A 20,175-nucleotide genomic window follows, 5' to 3' on the forward strand; every position below is an offset into this window, starting at 1 on the left:
TTCGCAAGCCGTTCCGTCGTCGCAGGTGGTGGTCCTCCTCATGTCCGTTGCTCCGCCGTTCCCCTCCTTCTCCTCCCTTTCCCTCTCCTCCCCCGCCGCCCCGCTTCCGCCGGGCACGGACGCCCCGGCCACCTGCGAGGTACCGCACTTCGATCCGGTACGGGTCCGCGGTGGGCGTTATCGACCACGCCGGCTCGTACGGCACCGGAGGCGGGCCTTGGCGGCCGGGCTCGCCGTGACCGCGGCGGCGCTCGTGGCGGCGGGTCCGCGGGAGGCCGACCGGGCGCGTGGACACCCGGCGGCGGAGCCCGTGCGCCAACACCGGGTCGTCGAGCGGGTGTCGGCGCCGGTGCGGATCGCGGACGGGGCCGCCGTACGGCTGCTGCGGCCCGGTGACCGGGTCGATGTGATCGCCGCGGAGGAGACCGCGACGGGCGGGGACGCCGAGGTGGTCGCGCGCGGGGCGCGGGTGACAAAGGTGCCTGAGCCGCTGGACACCGCTGCCGAGAGCGGGGCGCTGGTGGTGCTGTCCGTGCCGCGCGCCACGGCGACACGGCTCGCGGGGGCGAGTGCCGGCGCACGGCTGGCCGTGACGCTGTGCTGAGCCGGGGGCCCGACTGGACAGGGTGGCCGAGCCCTGCCGTAGGTTGCGGAGCGATCTGTTCCACAACTTGTGTCTCCGAGGGGTGGCTCCGAAGTGAGCGAGAAGAAGGAACCGGGCGTCTGGGATGGCTTCAAGGCCTTCCTGATGCGCGGGAACGTCGTCGACCTGGCTGTCGCGGTGGTCATCGGCGCCGCGTTCACGAACATCGTCAACGCGGTGGTGAAGGGGATCATCAACCCCCTGGTCGGCGCGATCGGCACCAAGAACCTCGATCACTACAGCTCGTGCCTGAGCTCATCCTGCGAGGGCGAGCAGGGCATTCAGATCCTGTGGGGCTCGGTCCTCGGCGCGGCTCTCAGCTTCGTGATCACCGCCGCCGTCGTCTACTTCCTGATGGTCCTGCCCATGGCGAAGTACCTGGCCCGGGTGGAGGCGCGCCGCAAGGCGAAGGAGGGCGCACAGGAGGTCATCGAGGTGACCGAGCTGGAGGTGCTCAAGGAGATCCGCGACGAGCTGGTCGCGCAGCGCGGCCCGGGGCGCGACCAGCCATAGCGCCCCCGGCGCGTCGGCTCCGGCCCGGGATTGGGTCACATTTGGTTTCGATTGAAACCGTATCGGATGAATCGTCGGCGGTAGGGTGGGCCCATGACCGCCGACGCTTCCCGCAGCACCACCGCCCCCCGGGCGACCGGCCGCCGCGGGGACGCCTCTCCGTTCGCCCTCGGACTGCTGCTGCGCCGGGCGCACTGGCACGCGGCCGCGGTGATGACGGAGGCGCTCCGTCCGCTCGGCATCGAGTTGCGGCACTTCGCCGTGCTGATCGTGCTGGCCGACCGCGGGCCCACGGTTCAGCGGGACCTGGCGTTGGCGACGGGATCGGACAAGGCGGGAATCATGCGCGTCGTGGACGACCTGGAGCGCAAGGGACTGGCCGTACGCAAGGCCGTCCCCGGGGACCGTCGCGTGCGGGCCGTGGAGATCACACCCCAGGGCGTCGAGCTCTTCGGCGCCGCCCATGTGGCGGCTGAGCCAGTGGTCGAGCGCCTGGCGGCGGGGCTCGGCCCCGGCGAACCCGAGCAACTCACCGACCTTTTGACCCGGTTCGCCGATCCCGGGGACGGCGAGGCGTAGACACGCCCGCACCCGGGCCCCGTGTGCCGCCGGCGGCCACCGACGTCACACGGAGCGCTCGACCACGGGTTCAGGCGGCGAGGCGCTCGGCGAGTTCCTTGGCCTTGACGGCCGCGTCCTCGAAGGCCTGCCTGCGCGATGCCTCGTAGAGCGGGACCAGTTCGGACATGGCCGGGTTGCGGGGGGCCATGGTGAGTTCCGGGACGATGAAGTCGAGGTCCAGGCGGAGGGTGTCCCTCAGCACGGCCTGGAGATAGTTCCGCACGAACTCGAAGCCCTCGCGCGGGGTGCCCGGCGCGTAGGAGCCACCGCGGCTGGCGACGACGATCACCGGGGTGCCCTGGGCGGAGGGGTTCTCGCCCGCGGTGCGTCCGAGCAGGAGCACATTGTCGAGCCACGCCTTGAGGGTCGAGGCGATCGAGAAGTTGTGCATGGGGGCACCGATCAGGACGGCGTCGGCCCGCTCCAGTTCCTCGATGAGCTCGATGCGCGCGGCGAACGCGGCGGACTGCTCCGCGGTGCGTTCGGCCGGGGCGGTGTAGCCGGCGGACCAGGCGGCGGCCGTGATGTGCGGGACGGGGTCGGCGGCGAGGTCGCGATGAACCACCGTGCCCTCCGGGTGCTGCTCCTCCCATGCCTTGCGGAATGCGGCCGCGACCGAACGGGACGAGGACGCCTCGCCGGGGAGCACGGACGAGTCGATGTGCAGCAGCGTGGCCATGGGCTTTCTCCAAGGGGCGGCGCCCGGGGCGGCGAACCACGGACTGATGGCTTGTACCAGACCATAGTTAAACACGAGACAGTATCGATTGATACCATCGCGACTGCAACGGAGTTGGGAAGCGACGAGCGAAAGCGAGGTAAGCGACCTTGGACGTCTATGAGGCCGTCAGGAGCCGGCGGGCGGTACGGGGATTCACCGACCGGCAGGTCCCGGCACAGACGTTGGCGCGCGTGCTGTCCGGCGCGGCCTGGGCCCCGTCCGCATCGAACTTGCAGCCGTGGCACGCCTACGTGCTGACCGGCGAGCCGCTGGAGGATCTCAAGAAGCGGGCCGGTGAGCGTGTGACCACGGGCGACGCATGGGACGAGCCGGAGTACGAGCAGTACCCGGCCGATCTGCAGTCCCCGTACCGCGAACGCCGGTTCGCCTTCGGCGAGCAGCGCTACGGCGGGCTCGGCATCGCGCGCGGCGATCTGGAGGCGCGCCAGCGGGCCGCTTCGGCGAACTGGGACTGCTTCGGTGCGCCCGCCGCCCTGTTCTGCTACATCGACCGCGGCATGGGCCCGGCACAGTGGTCCGACATCGGCATGTATCTGCAGACCGTCATGCTGCTGCTTCGCGATGAAGGGCTGCACAGTTGCGCGCAAATGGCGTGGGCGAAGTATCACCGCACCGTCGCCGAGGTCCTGTCACCGCCGAAGGACCTCGTTCTCTTCTGCGGTATGTCCATCGGGTACGAGGACATGTCCGCGACCGAGGCTCGCACAGGCCGGGCACCGCTCGACGAGACGGTCACCTTCATCGACGGCTGCGTCCGCGGATGAGAGCAGGACTCCCCGTGGCCTGAGCGCGTGAGCCGCGGCCTCAGAGGTGGTGGGGCGGCTTCTCGTCGAGGAAGCGCTTCAGGTCGGCCGCGCTGTCGCCGGAGCCGCCCGGCCGCTCGCCCCACCCGCGGTCCGTGTCGTCCGAGGACTGCTGGTCCAGCGGGTCGTCGAAGATCAGCGCGGCCTTGGGCTCACGCGGCTCGGGGGCGTCGGGGGCGGGGGTGGTGCGCATGCGTCCAGGGTACGGCCCCCGCTGAGACGCCCCGGGCCGTTCTCCCGCGGGTGATTCCTTGCGGGAGAAATTCCCCGCTCCATCTGCTGTGCTTGACCCCATGACGTCCAGTTCCACTCCCGCGCCGGACTCCCCTCGCCCACGCGGAGGCCGTCGCCCATTGCGCAGGCTCACCGCCCGTGGACGGGGTGAGGCACACCGGGTCGCCACTCCGCTGGAACTCTTCTTCGACCTGTGTTTCGTCGTGGCCATCGCCCAGGCGGGCATCCAGCTGGTGCACGCGGTCGCCGAGGACCACGCGGGCCAGGGGATCATCGACTACGCGATGGTCTTCTTCGCCATCTGGTGGGCCTGGATGAACTTCACCTGGTTCGCCTCCGCCTACGACAACGACGACATCCTCTACCGGATCGTCACCCTCATCCAGATCGCCGGTGTGCTGGTCCTGGCCGCCGGAATCTCCCGGGCGTTCGAGGACCACGAGTACCTGGCGGTGGTGCTGGGCTATGTGATCATGCGGCTGGCCCTGGTGGCGCAGTGGCTGCGCGTGGCCAGATCGAGCGGCGGGCCGGAACGAAGAATGGCCCTGCGGTACGCCGGTGGTGTGCTGCTGTGCCAGATCGGCTGGCTGGGCCTGCTGGTCCTGCCCGAGGACGCCAGGCCCTGGCTGTTCCTGGTGATGGCGACCCTGGAGATGTGCGTGCCGCCGTACGCCGAGAAGGACCATCCCACGTCCTGGCACCCGCACCACATCGCCGAGCGGTACGGGCTGTTCACGATCATCGTGCTCGGCGAGACCATCGCGGCGGCCACGGTGGCGGTGAAGACCGGCATCGACGAGAACGACGCGCTGGGCGAGGTGCTGCCGATCGCCGCGGGCGGACTGCTGATCATCTTCGCCGCCTGGTGGATCTACTTCGTGGTGCCGATCCACGGCCATCTGCGCTCCAACAAGCAGGCGTTCCTGTGGGGTTACGGCCACTACGTGGTCTTCGCCTCGGCGGCCGCGATCGGCGCCGGTCTGGAGGTGGCGGTCGAGCATGCCGTGGGCAAGGCGCACATCTCGACGCTGGCGGCGTCGGCCGCGGTGACCCTGCCGACGGCGCTGTATCTGCTCACGGTCTGGGCACTGCACTCGCGTTACTTCAAGGTGGGCATCGCTCAGCAGATGGTGCTGCCGACCACCGCCCTGCTGGTGATCTGCTGCACGTTCCTGGGTGAGTGGGCGGTGCTCGCGGCCGGCCTGGTCACCGCTTCCGCGGTGGTGACCGGGGAGACGCTGACGGCACGTATGCGAGCCCGGGGGCGCGGGACGGCCGCGCGGGCGCCGGTGACCTGATCGGCGCGGCCCGGTGCCCGCCCCGGCGGGCGCGGCTGGACGAGACTGACCCCATGACACTTGACGCTCTGACAGATGTCGCCGGGCTGCGGGTGGGACACGCCACGCGCACCGGCGAGGGTTGGCTCACCGGGACCACGGTCGTTCTCGCACCCGAGGGCGGGGCCGTCGCGGCCGTGGACGTGCGCGGCGGCGGCCCCGGTACGAAGGAGACGGACGCCCTCGATCCGCGCAACCTCGTGCAGAAGGTCGAGGCGATCGTGCTGACCGGCGGCAGCGCGTACGGGCTCGACGCGGCGTCCGGGGTGATGGCCTGGCTCGAGGAGCAGCGGCGCGGGGTGCGTGTGGGGGTGGATCCGGCGCATGTCGTGCCGGTGGTGCCGGCCGCCTGTGTCTTCGATCTCGGGCGGGGCGGCGACTTCCGGTCAAGGCCGGACGCGGCGACCGGACGGGCGGCGGTCGAGGCGGCCGCGGCGAGCGAAGCCGGCACGCCGGTGCGGGAGGGCTGCGTGGGCGCCGGCACCGGAGCCACCGTCGGACCGGTCAAGGGCGGCATCGGCACCGCGAGCACGGTCCTCGACTCGGGGATCACGGTGGCCGCGCTGGTGGTGGCCAATGCGGCGGGGTCGGCCGTGGATCCGGAAACTGGGGTGCTGTACGGGGAGTTGTTGCGGGGGCGGGTGGACTACCCGCAGGAGAAGGTGCACCAGGCCGCGGGCCGGCGGCTCGCCGAGAGCGCGGCGCGGAACGCACCGCCCCCGCTGAACACCACGCTCGCCGTGGTCGCCACCGACGCGGACCTGTCGAAGGCGCAGGCGCAGAAGCTGGCCGGCACCGCGCACGACGGCATCGCGCGTGCCGTGCGGCCGGTGCATCTGCTCAACGACGGGGACACCGTGTTCGCGCTGGCCACCGGGGAGCGCCCGCTCGACGCCGCGAATCCGCTCGCGCTGAACGAGATTCTCGCGGCGGGCGCGGACGCGGTGACGCGGGCGATCGTACGGGCCGTGCGGGCGGCGGAGTCGGTGGACGGGCCGGGTGGAGTGTGGCCGTCGTACGGGGAGTTGTACGGGAACGACGACGGCGAGAGCTGACCGGACGGCCTCACCTCGCCCCTTCCCCGCACCTCCTCGCCCCTTCCCCCGCCACTGCGTGCGAGGGATTGTCGCGGTTCTGTCACGTGATGGCATTCACCGCGAACGCGGGGAACCCGCTTCGGTGACGGGGGCCTCTTCCTCCGTGCAACGGAACGGATCCCGCAAATCGCATGAAGATGGAGCAGATCGTGACAACGCCGGACATAGCAGCGCGGCGCGCACTGGGGGCCTGTGCCGCCCTGATGATCGGCGCCCTGACGCTCACCGCCTGCGTCGGGAGCGCCAACGCCGACAACGACGGCAAGGGCGGCGGGGACTCGCCCGGGAAGTCCGCCGCGGAGATCGTGATCTCGGCGAAGAACGGCTCGACCGGGGCGTCCATCAACTCGACCGGTGTGAAGGTCAGCGACGGCAAGCTGACCGAGGTGCAGATGACGGTGGCGGACAGCGGGAAGGCCGTGCCGGGTTCACTGTCGACCGACGGCGGCACCTGGAAGCCCGAGGAGCAGCTGGAGCGGGGGACGAAGTACCGCATTTCGGCCACCGCGAAGGACGGGGACGGGCGCAGCACGGCCGCCGACTCGACCTTCACCACGGTCAGCTCGGGCAACAGCTTCATCGGGACGTACACGCCCGACGACGGCACCACGGTCGGCGTCGGCATGCCGGTGTCGTTCAACTTCGACAAGGCGATCAGCGACACGAAGGCCGTGCAGTCGCACATCACGGTCACCTCCAGCAGCGGCCAGAAGGTGGCCGGGCACTGGTTCGGGACACAGCGGCTCGACTTCCGGCCCGAGGAGTACTGGAAGGCCGGCTCCAAGGTCACCATGAAGATCGACCTGGACGGCGTGGAGGGCGCGAACGGCGTCTTCGGCGTGCAGAAGAAGACGGTCACCTTCACCATCGGGCGCTCGCAGGTCTCGACGGTCGACGTCAACACGCAGACGATGACGGTCGTGCGGGACGGCACCACGCTCAAGTCGGTGCCGATCTCCGCGGGCAGCTCGGAGTTCTCCACCTACAACGGGCAGATGGTGATCTCCGAGAAGTACAAGAAGCTGCACATGGACAGCCGCACGGTCAACCTCGCCGACGCGTACGACATCAAGGACGTGCCGAACGCGATGCGTCTGACGACGTCGGGGACCTTCATCCACGGCAACTACTGGTACAACAAGGGCAATCCGCCCTTCGGCAGCCAGGGCACCAGCCATGGGTGCGTCGGTCTGCAGGACGTGAAGGGCGGACAGGGGGACACGCCCTCCAAGTGGTTCTACGACAACTCGCTCATCGGCGATGTCGTGATCGTCAAGAACTCCCCGGACAAGAACGTGACGCCGGACAACGGGCTCAACGGCTGGAACATGGCATGGAGCGAGTGGGCCGCGGGCAGCGCCGCGTGATCCACTCCTGATCCACTGAAGTGCCGTCCGAGCAGGGATTCTTGACGGCCGCCGGGGCCGCGCGGGAACTTCTCGCGCGGCCCCGGCGTTTTACCGGACGTACGTTTTCTCGGTTCCCGGACATGATGTCCGACCGAGGGGCTACGGTATGCACCCACAAGGTGACATGCAGCAACGCCGGGAGAAACCTTGAGCGTTCCGTACGAGACGGCAGCGTACGAACCACCCGAGTCGCCGGAGTCTCCGGAGGAGCATCTCGCGCGACTCCTCGGCCGCGCCCTGAACTCCTTCGAGTTGCCCGACGAGGCGATTCGGCGGCTCGACTGTGCGCTGGCTCATGACAGCTCGCTGCACTCCGCGCACCACAGCGCGGGACTGCATCGCGAGACGTACCGGCACACCTGGCTGCTGGCCGACGGCTCGGCGCTGACACTGTGGGAGCTCGTCCACAACACCGCGCGGGGCCGCGACCCGCAGCACGAGGTGTACGCGGACGAGGAGGAGCTGCGCGCCGCGACCGCGCGGCTGCCGCTGCCGCCGGACGCACCGGACTTCGAACTGCCGGTGACGGTGCAGCTGTCGCCGATCCCCGCGCCCCGCCACGCGTATGTGCCGGACGACTCGGCGGACCACGCGCGCCGGCTGCTGCGCCGGGCGGAGAACGCCGACCGGCCGGGCACGGAGACGGCCACGCGGCTGACCACGGCGTGCGCGCACCAGATCACGCAGGCATTCGGGCGACCGGGCCGTGCGGGCCGCGCCGGGCTGTGCTTCTCGCTCTACGAGCACGCGTTCCTGCTGCGCGACGGTGAGGAGGTCTCCCTCTGGGAGGTCGAGCACACGGCGACGCCGGACGGGCGGCACATGTGCGAGGTGTACGTCAGCGAGGACGCGGCGCGGGACGCGATGGAGCGGCGGGCGGCGCAGGTGCCGTAGGCGGGCGGCCGCGGATGCCGTAGGGCGAGCGGCCGTTCAGCGGCCGTCGTTGAGCTGTCGTACCAGGCCCGCGAAGGCGTCTCGTTCCGCCGGGGTGAGTTCGACGGCCTCTTGCGGCGGGGCGGTCTGTCGCTGGTACGGGAGCCCGGGGAGCGTCTGGTCCGTGTGCCACGGGGTCGCCCCGGGGCGGCTGCGGCGCAGTAGGCGAGCCAGTCCCATCACCCACAGCACGGCGGCCAGGGCGAGGACGACCGGGCCCAGCAGCTGGAGGATCGAGACGTTCTCAGGCATACGCTCCAGTAGACAACACGGTCCGGGCCTTTGGGCCCGGACCGTGACGTATCTCGCAGGTGCCGTGAACAACTCACAGCGCCCCAAAGGGACAAGCGGCAGGCTTGCCCGTGGAGGGCCTACGCCGCCACCGGCTGCTTCGCCTCCGCGGGCGTGGCCGCCGGGGACTCGGCGGCCAAGACGCCCTCCGGCGCCTTGCGCATGCCCTTCAGCAGGATGACCAGGCCCGCCGTGACCGCCGTACCGGCGGCGATGGCCAGCAGGTAGAGGAACGGCTTGCCGATCAGGAAGGTGACCCAGATGCCGCCGTGCGGGGCGCGCAGGGTCGAGCCGAAGGCCATGGCCAGCGCGCCGGTGACCGCGCCGCCCGCCATGGAGGCGGGGATGACGCGCAGCGGGTCGGCCGCGGCGAACGGGATGGCGCCCTCGGAGATGAAGGAGGCGCCGAGGACCCAGGCCGCCTTGCCGTTCTCGCGCTCGGCGTTGGTGAACAGCTTCTTGCGGATGGTGGTGGCCAGGGCCATGCCCAGCGGCGGGACCATGCCGGCGGCCATCACGGCGGCCATGATCTTCATCGCGGAGTCGCTGGGTGCCGCGACCGAGATACCGGCGGTCGCGAAGGTGTAGGCCACCTTGTTGACCGGGCCGCCGAGGTCGAAGCACATCATCAGGCCGAGCAGCACGCCGAGCAGGATGGCGTTGGTGCCGGAGAGGCTGTTCAGCCAGTCGGTGAGGCCCTTCTGCGCCTCGGAGATCGGCTTGCCGATCACCACGAACATCAGGAAGCCGACGACCGCCGAGGAGACCAGCGGGATCACCACCACCGGCATGATGCCGCGCAGCACCGGCGGGATGTCGATGCGCTGGATGCCGAGGACCACACCACCGGCGATCAGACCGGCGACCAGACCGCCGAGGAACCCGGCGCCGATCGTGACCGAGATCGCGCCGCCGACGAAGCCGGGCACGAGACCCGGCCGGTCCGCCATGCCGTAGGCGATGTATCCGGCGAGGACCGGGACGAGGAAGCCGAAGGCCGCCGCGCCGATCTGGAACAGCAGCGCGCCCCAGCTGTCGACCTGGCCCCAGTCGAAGTGCTCGGTGACCGACTTGGCCTCGTTGATCTGGTAGCCGCCGATCGCGAAGCCGAGGGCGATCAGCAGACCGCCGGCCGCGACGAACGGGACCATGTAACTCACGCCGGACATCAGCCACTTGCGCAGCTTGCTGCCGTAGCCCTCGCCGGGCTCGCCCGCGCGCTCGACCGGGGTGCCGCCGCCGGGCCGGGCGGCCGCGGTGGCCTCGCCGCGCTCGGCCTTGGCGCGGACGTCGGCGATGAGTTCGGCGGGGCGGTTGATGCCCGCCTTCACGCCGACGTCGACGGTGGGCTTGCCGGCGAACCGGTCCTTCTCGCGTACGGCCACGTCGTGGGCGAAGATCACGCCGTCCGCCGCCGCGATGACGGCCGGGTCGAGCCGGGTGAAACCGGCCGAGCCCTGTGTCTCGACGACGAGTTCGACGCCCGCCTCACGGCCGGCGTTCTCCAGCGACTCGGCCGCCATGTACGTGTGGGCGATGCCGGTCGGGCAGGAGGTGACGGCGACGATGCGGAAGGGGCGCTCGACGGTCGGCTCGGCGGGCGTACCCGCGGAGGTGGTGCCCGTGGCGGCGCCGGCGGAGGCCGCCACCGGCGACGCCACGGAGTCTTCGGAACCGGAATCGACATGGGCGTCGGTGGCACCGGCCGCTTGGGGCTCCTCGCCCCGGATCAGCGCCGCGGCCGAGGCCGTGTCTCCCACCGACCGCAGCGCGTCCGTGAACTCGGTGTTCATCAGCTGCCGGGCGAGAGACGACAGGATCGTCAGATGGGCGTCGTCCGCGCCCGCCGGAGCGGCGATCAGGAAGATCAGGTCGGCGGGGCCGTCGGTGGCGCCGAAGTCGATGCCGACGGCGCTGCGCCCGAAGGCGAGCGTCGGCTCGGTGACGTGCTCGCTGCGGCAGTGCGGGATGCCGATGCCGCCGTCGAGGCCGGTGGGCATCTGTGCCTCACGGGCGGCCACGTCGGCGAGGAAGCCCTCCAGGTCGGTCACCCGGCCCAGGGCCACCATGCGCTCGGCGAGGGCGCGCGCCGCCGCTTCCTTGGTGTCGGCGGACAGGTCGAGATCGACCAGGTCCGCCGTGATCATGTGGCTCATCGCGGGCTCCTTCGCACGCGTATCGCCCGGTGAGTCTGGTGGGCGGAGAAGGGGACGGGGGTGCCGTGGGGGGTGGCGGGGCTGTGGTGGGGGGACGCGGAGGCGTCGGAGGCGGGGTCGGGGAAGGCCCGCCCCCTTCGGGCGGCAGCGCGGTTCAGGAGGCGCTGCCGTCCGTCGGCGGCCGTGAGTAACAGCGAGCTTCGCCGCTCGGGGAGTCGATCGGCAACAACTGTGACAACCGCGACATTCGTCATGACACGGGCTCCTTCAGTACGCGGTCCATCGGCACCTCGGCCGTGACCGTCACCGCCATCAGGTCCAGGTCGGCCGGGGACGGCATCACGCTGCCGGGCAGCCGCACGGCCGCCGCGCCATGGGCGACCGCCGAGGCGAGCGCCTCCGGACCGGTGCCGCCGGCGATCAGAAAGCCGGCGAGGGAGGAGTCACCGGCGCCGACATTGCTGCGTACGGTGTCCACGCGCGCGCTGCCGAACCAGGCGCCCGCGTCGTCCACGAGCAGCTGCCCGTCGGCACCCAGGCTCGCCAGCACGGCGTGCGCGCCCATGGTGCGCAGCTCCTCGGCGGCCTTCAACGCGTCGCCCACGGTGGTCAGAGGGCGCCCGACCGCTGCCGCGAGCTCCTCGGCGTTCGGCTTCACCACGTCGGGCCGGGCCCGCAGGGCTTCGAGGAGGGCGGGCCCGGAGGTGTCCAGCGCGATCCGCGCGCCCCCGTCGTGCGCCCGCGCGACGACATCGGCGTACCAGGACGGGGCGAGCCCGCGCGGCAGGCTGCCGCAGCAGGCGATCCAGTCCGCGTCGCGCGACTGCTCGCGCACGGTCTCCAGAAGCAGTTCCTGCTCGGCCGCGGAGAGCTCGGGCCCGGGTGCGTTGATCTTCGTGAGCACGCCGTCCGACTCCGCGAGCGCGATGTTGGAGCGGGTGGCGCCGGTGACCGGGACCGGCGCGACCTCGATGCCCTGCGCGTCGAGCAGGTCGGCGACGAGCGCGCCGGGCGCGCCGCCCAGGGGCAGCACCGCGACCGTGCGCCGTCCGGCGGCCGCGACCGCGCGCGAGACGTTCACGCCCTTGCCGCCCGGGTCCATGCGCTCGCCGGTGGCGCGGATGACCTCGCCACGGTCGAGGGAGGGGACCTCGTAGGTGCGGTCCAGGGACGGGTTCGGGGTGACGGTGAGGATCATGCGCGCACTACTTCCGTGCCGCCGCTCTCGATGGCGGATGCGTCTTCTTGGCTCAGCCCGCTGTCGGTGATCAGCAGGTCCACGTCGCTCAGGTCGCCGAAGCGGGCGAAGTGCTCCTGACCGTGCTTGGCGGAGTCGGCGAGCAGCACCACACGGCGGGCCGCGGCCACCGCCGCGCGCTTGACCGCGGCCTCGGCGAGGTCGGGGGTGGTCAGACCGTGCTCGACGGAGTAACCGTTGGCCGCGACGAACAGGACGTCGGCACGGATCTCGCCGTAGGCACGCAGCGCCCAGGCGTCGACGGCCGCGCGCGTACGGTGCCGTACGCGCCCTCCGACGAGGTGGAGCTGGATGCCGGGGTGGTCCGCGAGGCGGGCCGCGATGGGCAGGCTGTGGGTGACGACGGTCAGGGACGCCTCCAGCGGCAGCGCGGCGGCCAGGCGGGCCACCGTCGTACCGGCGTCGAGGATCATCGTGCCCTCGGTGGGCAGCTCGGCGAGGGCCGCCTTCGCGATGCGGTCCTTCTCGTCGGCCGCCGTGCCCTCCCGCTCGGCGAGGTCCGGCTCGAAGTCCAGGCGCCCGACCGGGATCGCGCCACCGTGCACCCGGCGCACCAGCCCGGCTCGATCGAGGGCCTTCAGGTCCCGGCGGATCGTCTCGGCCGTGACCTGGAACTCCTCGGCCAGCGACAGGACGTCCACCCGGCCGCCGTCACGGGCCAGCCGGAGAATCTCCTGCTGCCGCTCCGGTGCGTACATGTCCGTTCGCCTCCGAACTGTGCCCGAACTTGTGGTTTCAATGCGGAGACTACGCCCGGATTTCCGGGAAGTAAACAGGTTCGGGCCCAATCGGGCATGACTGTGGTCTCACCTGGGCATGAGTGGGCTTGCCGGAACGACGAAAAGCCCGGCAACGAAGTGCCGGGCCACCGTCTTTCCCCCGTTGTCAGCCCACCAGCGCGGGCTCCTTCTCCGGTCCCGGCTCGGACCCGGACTCCTCGCTCGCTCCCTCGACGTGCTGCGCCGGCCGCTTCGGCAGCGCGAACATCAGCAGGAAGATCGCACCCATCACCGCGGCCACCCAGCCCAGCGCGTTCTGGAAGCCGTCCGCGAAGGCCGCGGCCGCCTGCGAGGCCTCAGGCGCCTGCGCGGACTCCGTCAGCCTGTCGTCGACGACACCGAAGAAGACCACCGAGACCAGGCCGAGGCCGAGGGCGTTGCCCATCTGCTGGACGGTGTTGATCAGGCCCGACGCCGAACCCGCGTGCTCGCGCGGCACCTCCGACAGGATCGCGTCCGTCAGCGGGGCCACGATCAGGCCCATGCCGACGCCCATCACGACCAGCGGCAGGGCCATCTGCCAGGGGGCGATGGAAAGGCCGTAGCGGCCGGCCTCCCAGATGTAGAGCAGGACGCCGATCGCCATCACCAGCGCGCCCGCCTGGAGCACCTTGCGGCCGAAGCGCGGGACCAGCGCCTGCACGGACATGCCGGCCGCCGCCGAGACCGCGATCGAGAACGGGATCCCGGTCAGGCCCGCCTTCAGCGGGCTCCAGCCCAGGCCGAACTGCATGTACAGCGTCCACACCAGGAAGAAGATGCCGAGCGCCACACCGAAGACGGTCTGCACCGCGATGCCGGCCGCGAAGCTCTTCACCTTGAACAGCGACAGTTCGACGAGCGGGGAGCCGTCGCGGGCGGCCTTGCGGCGCTCGTACGCCACCAGCACCCCGAGGACGACGAGCGCGCCCGCCATCGACACGTAACCCCACAGCGGCCAGCCCAGCTCACGGCCACGGGTGAGCGGGTACAGCAGCATCAGCAGGCCGAGGGTGACGAGCGCGACGCCGACCAGGTCCAGCTTCAGTGCCTTCGGGGCCTTGGACTCCGTGATGAAGCGGCTGCCGAGGATCAGGCCCGCGATGCCGACGGGCAGGTTGATCAGGAAGATCGGGCGCCATTCGAGGCCGAAGAGGTTCCACTCCGTCAGCAGTGCGCCGAGGAGCGGGCCGGTGACCGCGCCGAGTCCGACGACCGCGCCGAACAGGCCGAAGACCTTCCCGCGTTCGCGGGCCGGGAACGTCGCGTGCACGATCGACAGGACCTGCGGGACCATCAGCGCCGCCATCGCGCCCTGCAGGATGCGGGAGGCGACCAGCATCTCCGGGTTCGCGGCGAAGCCGCACAGGGCCGAGGCCAGGGTGAAGCCGCCGATGCCGATCAGGAACAGCCGCTTTCGGCCATGTATGTCGCCGAGACGGCCGCCGGTGATCAGGCCGGCGGCGAAGGCGAGGGCGTAGCCGGCGGTGATCCACTGGATCTGGCTGAAGGACGCGCCGGCCTCCCGCTGGATCGACGGGATGGCGATGTTGACGATCGTGACGTCGACGAGGTCCATGAAGGCCGCGGTCATCACGATCGCCAGGGCGAACCATCGGCGGCGGTCGCCGGGTGCGGGCTCGGCGTCTGCGGTGGGGGCGGTGTCTGAGGTGGCGGTGGTGGCGGTGGTGGCGGTGGCGGTGGGGGCGGTGTTCGCGGCCTGCGGTGCGCTGGGGTGGGTCACGAGGGTTGATTCTGTCCCGGATGAGGTCATGGCTTGAAGGTATTCCTTGAGTAGGTCAGGTCATGTCCTAGTTCTGCGGCATCCTCGGATTCATGACGACGGACACTCCGGCACGGCTTCTGACGCTCCTCTCCCTTCTCCAGACGCCCCGCGAATGGCCCGGCGGTGAGCTCGCCGACCGGCTCGGGGTGTCCCGGCGCACGGTGCGGCGGGACATCGACCGGCTGCGGGAGCTGGGGTATCCGGTGCAGGCGACCATGGGGGCGGAGGGTGGCTATCGGCTCGTCGCGGGCAAGGCGATGCCGCCGCTCGTCCTGGACGACGAGGAGGCCGTGGCCATCGCGGTCGGGCTGCGGGCCGGGGCCGGGCATGCGGTGGAGGGGGTGGAGGAGGCGTCCGTGCGGGCGCTGGCGAAGCTGGAGCAGGTGCTGCCGTCGCGGTTGCGGCATCGGGTGGCCACGCTGCAGGCCGCGACCACGCCGTTGACCAGTGGGGACGGGGCGAGTATCGCGCCCGAGACGCTGACCGTGATGGCGTCGAGTGTGGCGGGGCGGGAGCGGTTGCGGTTCGCCTATCGTGCCGCGGACGGCACCGAGTCGCGGCGGCTGGCGGAGCCGTACCGGCTCGTCTCTACGGGGCGTCGCTGGTACCTCGTCGCGTACGACCTCGATCGCGCCGACTGGCGGACGTTCCGGGTGGACCGGGTGAGCGAACCGTTCGCGACCGGGGCGCGGTTCGCTCCGCGGGAGTTGCCTACGGGGAGCGCAGCGGAGTACCTACGGCGTTCCATGCAGCGGCATCAGGCGTCGTACTCCTTCGAGGTGACGTTCATGGCGCCTGCGGAGGTTGTCGCTGCTCGGGTTCCTCGGTGGTTGGGGGTGCCGGAGCCGGTGGGTGCGGAGTGCTGTCGGTTGCGGGCCACTGTGGGGGACGCGGTGGAGTGGTTGGCGGTGCGGTTGGTGTTGCTGGGGTTTGAGTTCACTGTGCGGGAGCCTGTGGAACTGGTGGAGTGTGTGCGGGAGTTGGGTGGGCGGTTGAGTCGGGCCGTGGTGGGGTGAGGGGGCGGGATGCCATGCGGCGGCCCGCTTCGGTGAGTGGGGGTGCGGGTAGCGCCTGCGGTGGGGTGGGTGGGTCGGGGCCGTGCCGGGGGGTGTCCGTCCTCGGTCGGGCGGTTGCCGTTGGGCAGGGAGGCGGGCGTTTGTTGACGCCCGCCGCTGCGGGCGGACACCCCCCGGCACGGCCCCTTGCCGCCGTACGCGGGTGCCGGACCGGTGGGGCAGCCCGCCGCCTATGAGCTGCTACGGCCCTTCTCAGCGCCGGGGTGCATCATTCAGCCCGTCCGGCGTTTGAGGACGAGGCCCCTTCAGGGCCGACGGGGTCCAGGTGGCGGAGCCCCCTGGCGGCGGGTCAGGACGGGGTGAACTCATCCCATGGGAAGGTCCTCAGGGCCTTCAAGTTGCGCAGTGCCAGGGCTGCCGGGCCCTTGGGGCCCTCTGCTGGGGCGGTTCCGGTGGCCCAGGTTTCCACTGCTACTCGGATGGAGGCCGCTGCCACCGCGGCGGCGAAGTTGAGGGTCGACGAGGGGGCCTCGGCAACGTTGTCCTGGCTTCTGTGGGCCAGGACCTCCGCCAGTTCCTCCTCCGACTCGTGGCAGACCTCGGCCCATACCCGGCGCAGGGCCGGGCTCGATATGGCCAGGCGCACCAGGGTGCGGACCCAGTCCCAGGACGCCGCCGAGACGCCTGTGCCGGGGGTGAGGGTGTGGTGGGCCGCGTGTTCCAGGGCCTCGGGGAGGGAGAGGTCGGCGGGGGCGTTGCGGACCGCCTGGGTCCACCGGGCGGCGCCGGCCGCGTAGAGGGGGGCCACCGCCTCCTCCTTGGTGGCGAAGTAGCGGTAGAAGGTGCGCGGGGCGATGCCTGCCGCCTGGGCGATGTCCTCGGCCCGGGTGGCCCGTAGGCCCTGTCGTACGAAGAGGGCCGCCGCCGCGCGGGCGATCTCCATGCGGGTCGCCGCCTTGCGGCGTTCCGTCAGTGAGGGGGAGGGCGGGCTGCTCACGTTCGGCAGGCTATGCCCATGTGGCACAATCTGCCATCCGGGTGGGCGACCCCGTGGTTCAGGTACGGGGTGGCCCACCCGTCCGGTCGGCCCTTTGCAAAAAAGAGCCGGGCCCCGGCACCCAGGGGGGATAGGCGCCGAAGCCCGACTCGGGGAAGTCCCGGCGCCGGGGGGAGTGCGTCGGGACTTGGTCCGTTGGTGTGTGCGGTGGGTCGCGGGTCCGAACTTCCTTGCCCGGAGGTCTTGTTCCCGGTCCCTGTGGATTGAAGCGGCGTTACAACGCCATGTTTGCGCGGTCTTTGGCCACCCGGCGTACGCCCCCGCCCTTGCGGGCGGAGGACTACGCGGCCGCGTCGAAGCCGGTGCTGCGGGCCATCTTCTTCAGCTCCAGCAGCGCGTGCTTCTCGATCTGGCGGATGCGCTCGCGGGTCAGACCGTGCTCCTTGCCGACCTCGGTCAGAGTGCGCTCGCGGCCGTCCTCGATGCCGTACCGCATCTTGATGATGGACGCCGTGCGCTGGTCGAGGCGGCCGATCAGGTCGTCCAACTCCTCGCTGCGCAGGAGGGTGAGGACGGACTGCTCGGGAGAGACCGCCGACGTGTCCTCCAGGAGGTCGCCGAACTGGGTCTCGCCCTGGTCGTCCACCGACATGTTCAGCGAGACCGGGTCGCGGGCCCAGTCCAGGACGTCCGTCACTCGGTCCGGATTCGAGCCGAGCTCGGCGGCGATCTCGGTGGGCTCCGGGTCGCGGCCGTGCTCACGGTTGAACTCGCGCTGCACGCGCCGGATTCGACCCAGCTCCTCCACCAGGTGGACGGGGAGGCGGATGGTGCGGGACTGGTCGGCTATCGAGCGGGTGATCGCCTGACGGATCCACCAGGTCGCGTACGTCGAGAACTTGAAGCCCTTGCGGTAGTCGAACTTCTCGACCGCGCGCACCAGACCGGCGTTGCCCTCCTGGATCAGGTCGAGGAGCGGAAGACCGCTGCGCGGATAGCGACGGGCCACCGCCACGACCAGACGGAGGTTGGAGCGGATGAAGATGTCCTTGGCCCGCTCGCCGTCGGCGACCAGCGCCTCCAGTTCTTCACGGGTGGCGTCCGCCTTGGCCTCCTCGTATCCGTCGAGGACCTGCCTGGCGAACACACCCGCCTCGATGATCTGCGAAAGCTCGACCTCTTTGGCGGCGTCGAGTAGCGGCGTACGCGCGATCTCGTCCAGGTACATGCCGACCAGGTCGCGGTCCGCGATCTCGCCGCCATGGGCGCGAACACTGCGTGCCGCGTCGCTGGCCTCGCCGGTGGCGGACTGACGACGGGCGACGGCACGGGTTGCCATGCGTGCTCCCTTGCGAAGTGGGCGGGCGGGTGCTTTTTGAACGCTTGGGACTCTTGTCGAGTGCCCTGCATCCGAAGGAAACAACGACTGGAATCAGGACAGAATTCCCAACCCACCCCCCTATTTTTCTGATCTTGCAGTATCCTGCCGGGCCAACGAGGAGGCCCGATGTCGTCGGAACGTACAGAGGTGCAGGTCAGGTCGGGAGTCGAGGGAGACCTCGAAGCCCTCACCGATATCTACAACCACTACGTACGTGAGACGGCCATCACATTCGACACCGCGGTCTTCACGCCGGAAGAGCGCCGCCCTTGGCTGCTCTCCCACCCTGAAGACGGCCCGCACCGGCTGAAGGTTGCCGTGGAGGCCGGGTCCGAAGGGAACGCACAACGGATTCTGGGCTACGCCACATCCGGTCCCTTTCGGGCCAAGCCCGCCTACGGGACCTCCGTGGAGGTCACCGTCTACCTCGCCCCGGACGCCGGCCGGCGCGGAATCGGCACGCTCCTCTACAAGGCCCTGTTCGAGGACCTGGCCGAGGAGGACCTGCATCGCGCCTACGCCGGCATCGCCCAGCCGAACGAGGCGTCCACCCGCCTGCACGAGCGCTTCGGCTTCCGGCACCTCGGCACCTATCGCGAGGTGGGCCGCAAGTTCGGCCGGTACTGGGACGTGGCCTGGTACGAGAAGGAGTTGTAAGCCAGGAGTTGCAGGCCAGGAGTCGTAGGCCAGGAGTTGTAGGCCGGCAAGGGCCGGGGCCCTCAGCCGAACTGCACCGACCGCTTCGCCAGACCCATCCAGAATCCGTCGATCACGGACTTCTGGTCCGCCCGCTCGCCGGCCGCGTCCGCGGCGCCCATCGTCACGAACAGCGGGGCGAAATGCTCGGTGCGCGGGTGGGCGTAGCGGCCGGCCGGGGCCTTGTGGAAGAAGTCCAGCAGGGCGTCCCAGTCGCCGCCCTCCAGGGCGCGGCGGCCCCAGTCGTCGAACTCCGCGGACCAGGCGGGGATGCCGCCCTGCCGCAGGGCGGCCAGGTTGTGGGTGAAGAAGCCGGAGCCGACGATCAGCACGCCCTCGTCGCGCAGCGGCGCCAGCTTGCGGCCGATCTCCATGAGCCGCACGGGGTCCAGGGTCGGCATGGAGATCTGCAGGACGGGGATGTCGGCCGCGGGGTACATCTCGACGAGCGGGACATAGGCGCCGTGGTCGAGGCCGCGGTCCGGGATGTCCTGCACGGGCATGCCCGGGGCGCGCAGCAGCTTCCGTACGGACTCGGCGAGGCCGGGGGCGCCGGGGGCCGCGTAGGTGACCTGGTAGTAGTGCTCCGGGAATCCCCAGAAGTCGTAGACGAGAGGAACGCGCTCGGTGGCGCCGATGGCCAGGGGGGCCTCCTCCCAGTGGGCGGAGACCATGAGGATCGCCTTGGGGCGCGGCAGGTCGGCCGACCAGGCCGCCAGCTCGCCGGGCCAGATCGGGTCGTCCGCGAGCGGCGGGGCGCCGTGACTGAGATAGAGCGCAGGCATGCGCTCCTGCGTGGCGGCGGACATGGCGGCCACTCCCTCCGGGAGGTCAGATGCTTCGCAACAGTTGCTTCACTCAGTTGCTTCACTCAGTTGCTTCAAACTTAAAGCTTCCTCTGCCGGAAACCGTACGTCCAAGTAGTTAAAATTTCAAGGAGAGCTCTCGTACAGTGGGGTACATGAATACGGCATCGACCTCCGCGCCACCCGCATCCGACGCGTCCGCACCCGCGCGGGAGACGCGCTGGCTCACCGTCGAGGAGCAGCAGGTCTGGCGCTCCTACATCGAGGCGACGACCCTGCTCTGGGACCACATGGACCGCCAGCTCCAGCGGGACGCGGGCATGCCGCACATCTACTACGGGCTGCTGGTCAAGCTCGCCGAGTCCCCGCACCGCCGGCTGCGGATGACCGAGCTGGCGATGCTCGCGAAGATCACCCGCTCCCGTCTCTCGCACGCCATCGCGCGCCTGGAGAAGAGCGGCTGGGTGCGGCGCGAGGACTGTCCCGACGACAAGCGGGGCCAGTTCGCGGTGCTGACGGACGCGGGCATGGCGATGCTGCGGGAGGCGGCACCCGGCCATGTGGAGGCGGTGCGGCAGGCGATGTTCGACCGGCTCACGCCGGAGCAGCAGAAGGCCCTCGGCGAGATCATGCAGATCGTCGCCGAGGGCCTTCAGCCGAGCGAAGCGGGTGCGGACCTGCCCTGGCTCCGCTGAACC

At 70.8% G+C, this 20,175-nt stretch carries 21 protein-coding genes; 11 read left to right on the top strand and 10 right to left on the bottom strand.

Features of this window, described 5'->3' with window-relative positions:
- Window positions 1–40 precede the first annotated feature (40 nt).
- From ACFQ6S_RS24435 to ACFQ6S_RS24445, 3 genes are all read left to right on the top strand, one after another.
- Entirely contained in the window at window positions 41–604 is a 564-nt protein-coding gene (locus tag ACFQ6S_RS24435; RefSeq protein ID WP_383413519.1) for a hypothetical protein, read from the top strand.
- A 93-nt stretch (window positions 605–697) separates the two neighbouring features.
- Entirely contained in the window at window positions 698–1,156 is a 459-nt protein-coding gene (gene mscL, locus ACFQ6S_RS24440; protein ID WP_383413522.1) for a large conductance mechanosensitive channel protein MscL, read from the top strand.
- A gap of 93 nt (window positions 1,157–1,249) precedes the next feature.
- Window positions 1,250–1,735: a MarR family winged helix-turn-helix transcriptional regulator gene (locus ACFQ6S_RS24445; RefSeq protein ID WP_383413525.1), complete on the top strand. Its 486-nt coding sequence runs from the start codon at window positions 1,250–1,252 to the stop codon at window positions 1,733–1,735.
- 70 nt (window positions 1,736–1,805) lie between these two features.
- On the opposite strand, the gene ACFQ6S_RS24450 is transcribed toward ACFQ6S_RS24445, so the two are convergent.
- A complete protein-coding gene (locus tag ACFQ6S_RS24450) occupies window positions 1,806–2,456 on the bottom strand; it encodes an FMN-dependent NADH-azoreductase (RefSeq protein ID WP_383413528.1) in 651 nt (216 codons plus the stop codon).
- 149 nt (window positions 2,457–2,605) lie between these two features.
- Between ACFQ6S_RS24450 and ACFQ6S_RS24455 the strand changes: the two genes are divergently transcribed.
- Window positions 2,606–3,283, top strand: a complete 678-nt coding sequence (locus ACFQ6S_RS24455) for a nitroreductase (RefSeq protein WP_383413531.1) — start codon at window positions 2,606–2,608, stop codon at window positions 3,281–3,283.
- A gap of 40 nt (window positions 3,284–3,323) precedes the next feature.
- Here ACFQ6S_RS24455 and ACFQ6S_RS24460 read toward each other — a convergent pair whose 3' ends face one another.
- The gene (locus tag ACFQ6S_RS24460) at window positions 3,324–3,515 is read right to left on the bottom strand and encodes a hypothetical protein (protein ID WP_383413534.1); all 192 of its coding nucleotides are present in this window, start codon (window positions 3,513–3,515) and stop codon (window positions 3,324–3,326) included.
- Between the two features lie 100 nt (window positions 3,516–3,615).
- On the opposite strand from ACFQ6S_RS24460, the gene ACFQ6S_RS24465 reads away from it, so the two are divergent.
- From ACFQ6S_RS24465 to ACFQ6S_RS24480, 4 genes are all read left to right on the top strand, one after another.
- Entirely contained in the window at window positions 3,616–4,854 is a 1,239-nt protein-coding gene (locus ACFQ6S_RS24465) for a low temperature requirement protein A (RefSeq protein WP_383413536.1), read from the top strand.
- 53 nt (window positions 4,855–4,907) lie between these two features.
- Window positions 4,908–5,948, top strand: coding sequence for a P1 family peptidase (locus ACFQ6S_RS24470; RefSeq protein ID WP_383413539.1), 1,041 nt, complete (start codon window positions 4,908–4,910; stop codon window positions 5,946–5,948).
- 191 nt (window positions 5,949–6,139) lie between these two features.
- Window positions 6,140–7,357, top strand: a complete 1,218-nt coding sequence (locus tag ACFQ6S_RS24475; protein ID WP_383413541.1) for an Ig-like domain-containing protein — start codon at window positions 6,140–6,142, stop codon at window positions 7,355–7,357.
- A 189-nt stretch (window positions 7,358–7,546) separates the two neighbouring features.
- The gene (locus ACFQ6S_RS24480) at window positions 7,547–8,293 is read left to right on the top strand and encodes a DUF6227 family protein (RefSeq protein ID WP_383413544.1); all 747 of its coding nucleotides are present in this window, start codon (window positions 7,547–7,549) and stop codon (window positions 8,291–8,293) included.
- Window positions 8,294–8,329: 36 nt separating this feature from the next.
- Here ACFQ6S_RS24480 and ACFQ6S_RS24485 read toward each other — a convergent pair whose 3' ends face one another.
- The 5 genes from ACFQ6S_RS24485 to ACFQ6S_RS24505 all read right to left on the bottom strand — a co-directional run bounded on the left by ACFQ6S_RS24485 (window position 8,330) and on the right by ACFQ6S_RS24505 (window position 14,389).
- Window positions 8,330–8,584, bottom strand: a complete 255-nt coding sequence (locus ACFQ6S_RS24485; protein WP_383413546.1) for a hypothetical protein — start codon at window positions 8,582–8,584, stop codon at window positions 8,330–8,332.
- Window positions 8,585–8,703: 119 nt separating this feature from the next.
- Window positions 8,704–10,779 (bottom strand): fructose-specific PTS transporter subunit EIIC, encoded by a 2,076-nt coding sequence (locus ACFQ6S_RS24490; RefSeq protein WP_383413548.1) that lies wholly within the window; start codon window positions 10,777–10,779, stop codon window positions 8,704–8,706.
- Window positions 10,780–11,029: 250 nt separating this feature from the next.
- Window positions 11,030–11,977, bottom strand: a complete 948-nt coding sequence (pfkB, locus tag ACFQ6S_RS24495) for a 1-phosphofructokinase (RefSeq protein WP_383413551.1) — start codon at window positions 11,975–11,977, stop codon at window positions 11,030–11,032.
- A complete protein-coding gene (locus ACFQ6S_RS24500; protein ID WP_383413554.1) occupies window positions 11,974–12,735 on the bottom strand; it encodes a DeoR/GlpR family DNA-binding transcription regulator in 762 nt (253 codons plus the stop codon). Before ACFQ6S_RS24500 ends, pfkB begins: the two co-directional genes overlap by 4 nt.
- 187 nt (window positions 12,736–12,922) lie before the next feature.
- Complete coding sequence (locus tag ACFQ6S_RS24505; RefSeq protein WP_383414527.1) at window positions 12,923–14,389, bottom strand: MFS transporter; 1,467 nt, start codon at window positions 14,387–14,389, stop codon at window positions 12,923–12,925.
- A 242-nt stretch (window positions 14,390–14,631) separates the two neighbouring features.
- Here ACFQ6S_RS24505 and ACFQ6S_RS24510 point away from each other — a divergent pair, with 242 nt between their 5' ends.
- Entirely contained in the window at window positions 14,632–15,597 is a 966-nt protein-coding gene (locus tag ACFQ6S_RS24510) for a helix-turn-helix transcriptional regulator (RefSeq protein ID WP_383413557.1), read from the top strand.
- Between the two features lie 349 nt (window positions 15,598–15,946).
- Here the strand turns inward: ACFQ6S_RS24510 and ACFQ6S_RS24515 are convergent, their stop codons facing one another.
- Window positions 15,947–16,540, bottom strand: a complete 594-nt coding sequence (locus ACFQ6S_RS24515; protein ID WP_383414530.1) for a TetR/AcrR family transcriptional regulator — start codon at window positions 16,538–16,540, stop codon at window positions 15,947–15,949.
- A gap of 394 nt (window positions 16,541–16,934) precedes the next feature.
- On the bottom strand, window positions 16,935–17,933 hold the full coding sequence (locus tag ACFQ6S_RS24520; protein WP_383413560.1) for an RNA polymerase sigma factor RpoD/SigA: 999 nt from the start codon (window positions 17,931–17,933) through the stop codon (window positions 16,935–16,937).
- 168 nt (window positions 17,934–18,101) lie between these two features.
- On the opposite strand from ACFQ6S_RS24520, the gene ACFQ6S_RS24525 reads away from it, so the two are divergent.
- Complete coding sequence (locus ACFQ6S_RS24525) at window positions 18,102–18,632, top strand: GNAT family N-acetyltransferase (RefSeq protein ID WP_383413564.1); 531 nt, start codon at window positions 18,102–18,104, stop codon at window positions 18,630–18,632.
- Window positions 18,633–18,694: 62 nt separating this feature from the next.
- Here the strand turns inward: ACFQ6S_RS24525 and ACFQ6S_RS24530 are convergent, their stop codons facing one another.
- Window positions 18,695–19,480 (bottom strand): dioxygenase, encoded by a 786-nt coding sequence (locus ACFQ6S_RS24530; protein ID WP_383413567.1) that lies wholly within the window; start codon window positions 19,478–19,480, stop codon window positions 18,695–18,697.
- 152 nt (window positions 19,481–19,632) lie between these two features.
- Between ACFQ6S_RS24530 and ACFQ6S_RS24535 the strand changes: the two genes are divergently transcribed.
- Window positions 19,633–20,172 (top strand): MarR family winged helix-turn-helix transcriptional regulator, encoded by a 540-nt coding sequence (locus tag ACFQ6S_RS24535; protein ID WP_383413570.1) that lies wholly within the window; start codon window positions 19,633–19,635, stop codon window positions 20,170–20,172.
- Window positions 20,173–20,175 lie beyond the last annotated feature (3 nt).

The sequence above is a fragment of the Streptomyces sp. NPDC056479 genome, assembly GCF_042795335.1.
GTDB lineage: Bacteria > Actinomycetota > Actinomycetes > Streptomycetales > Streptomycetaceae > Streptomyces.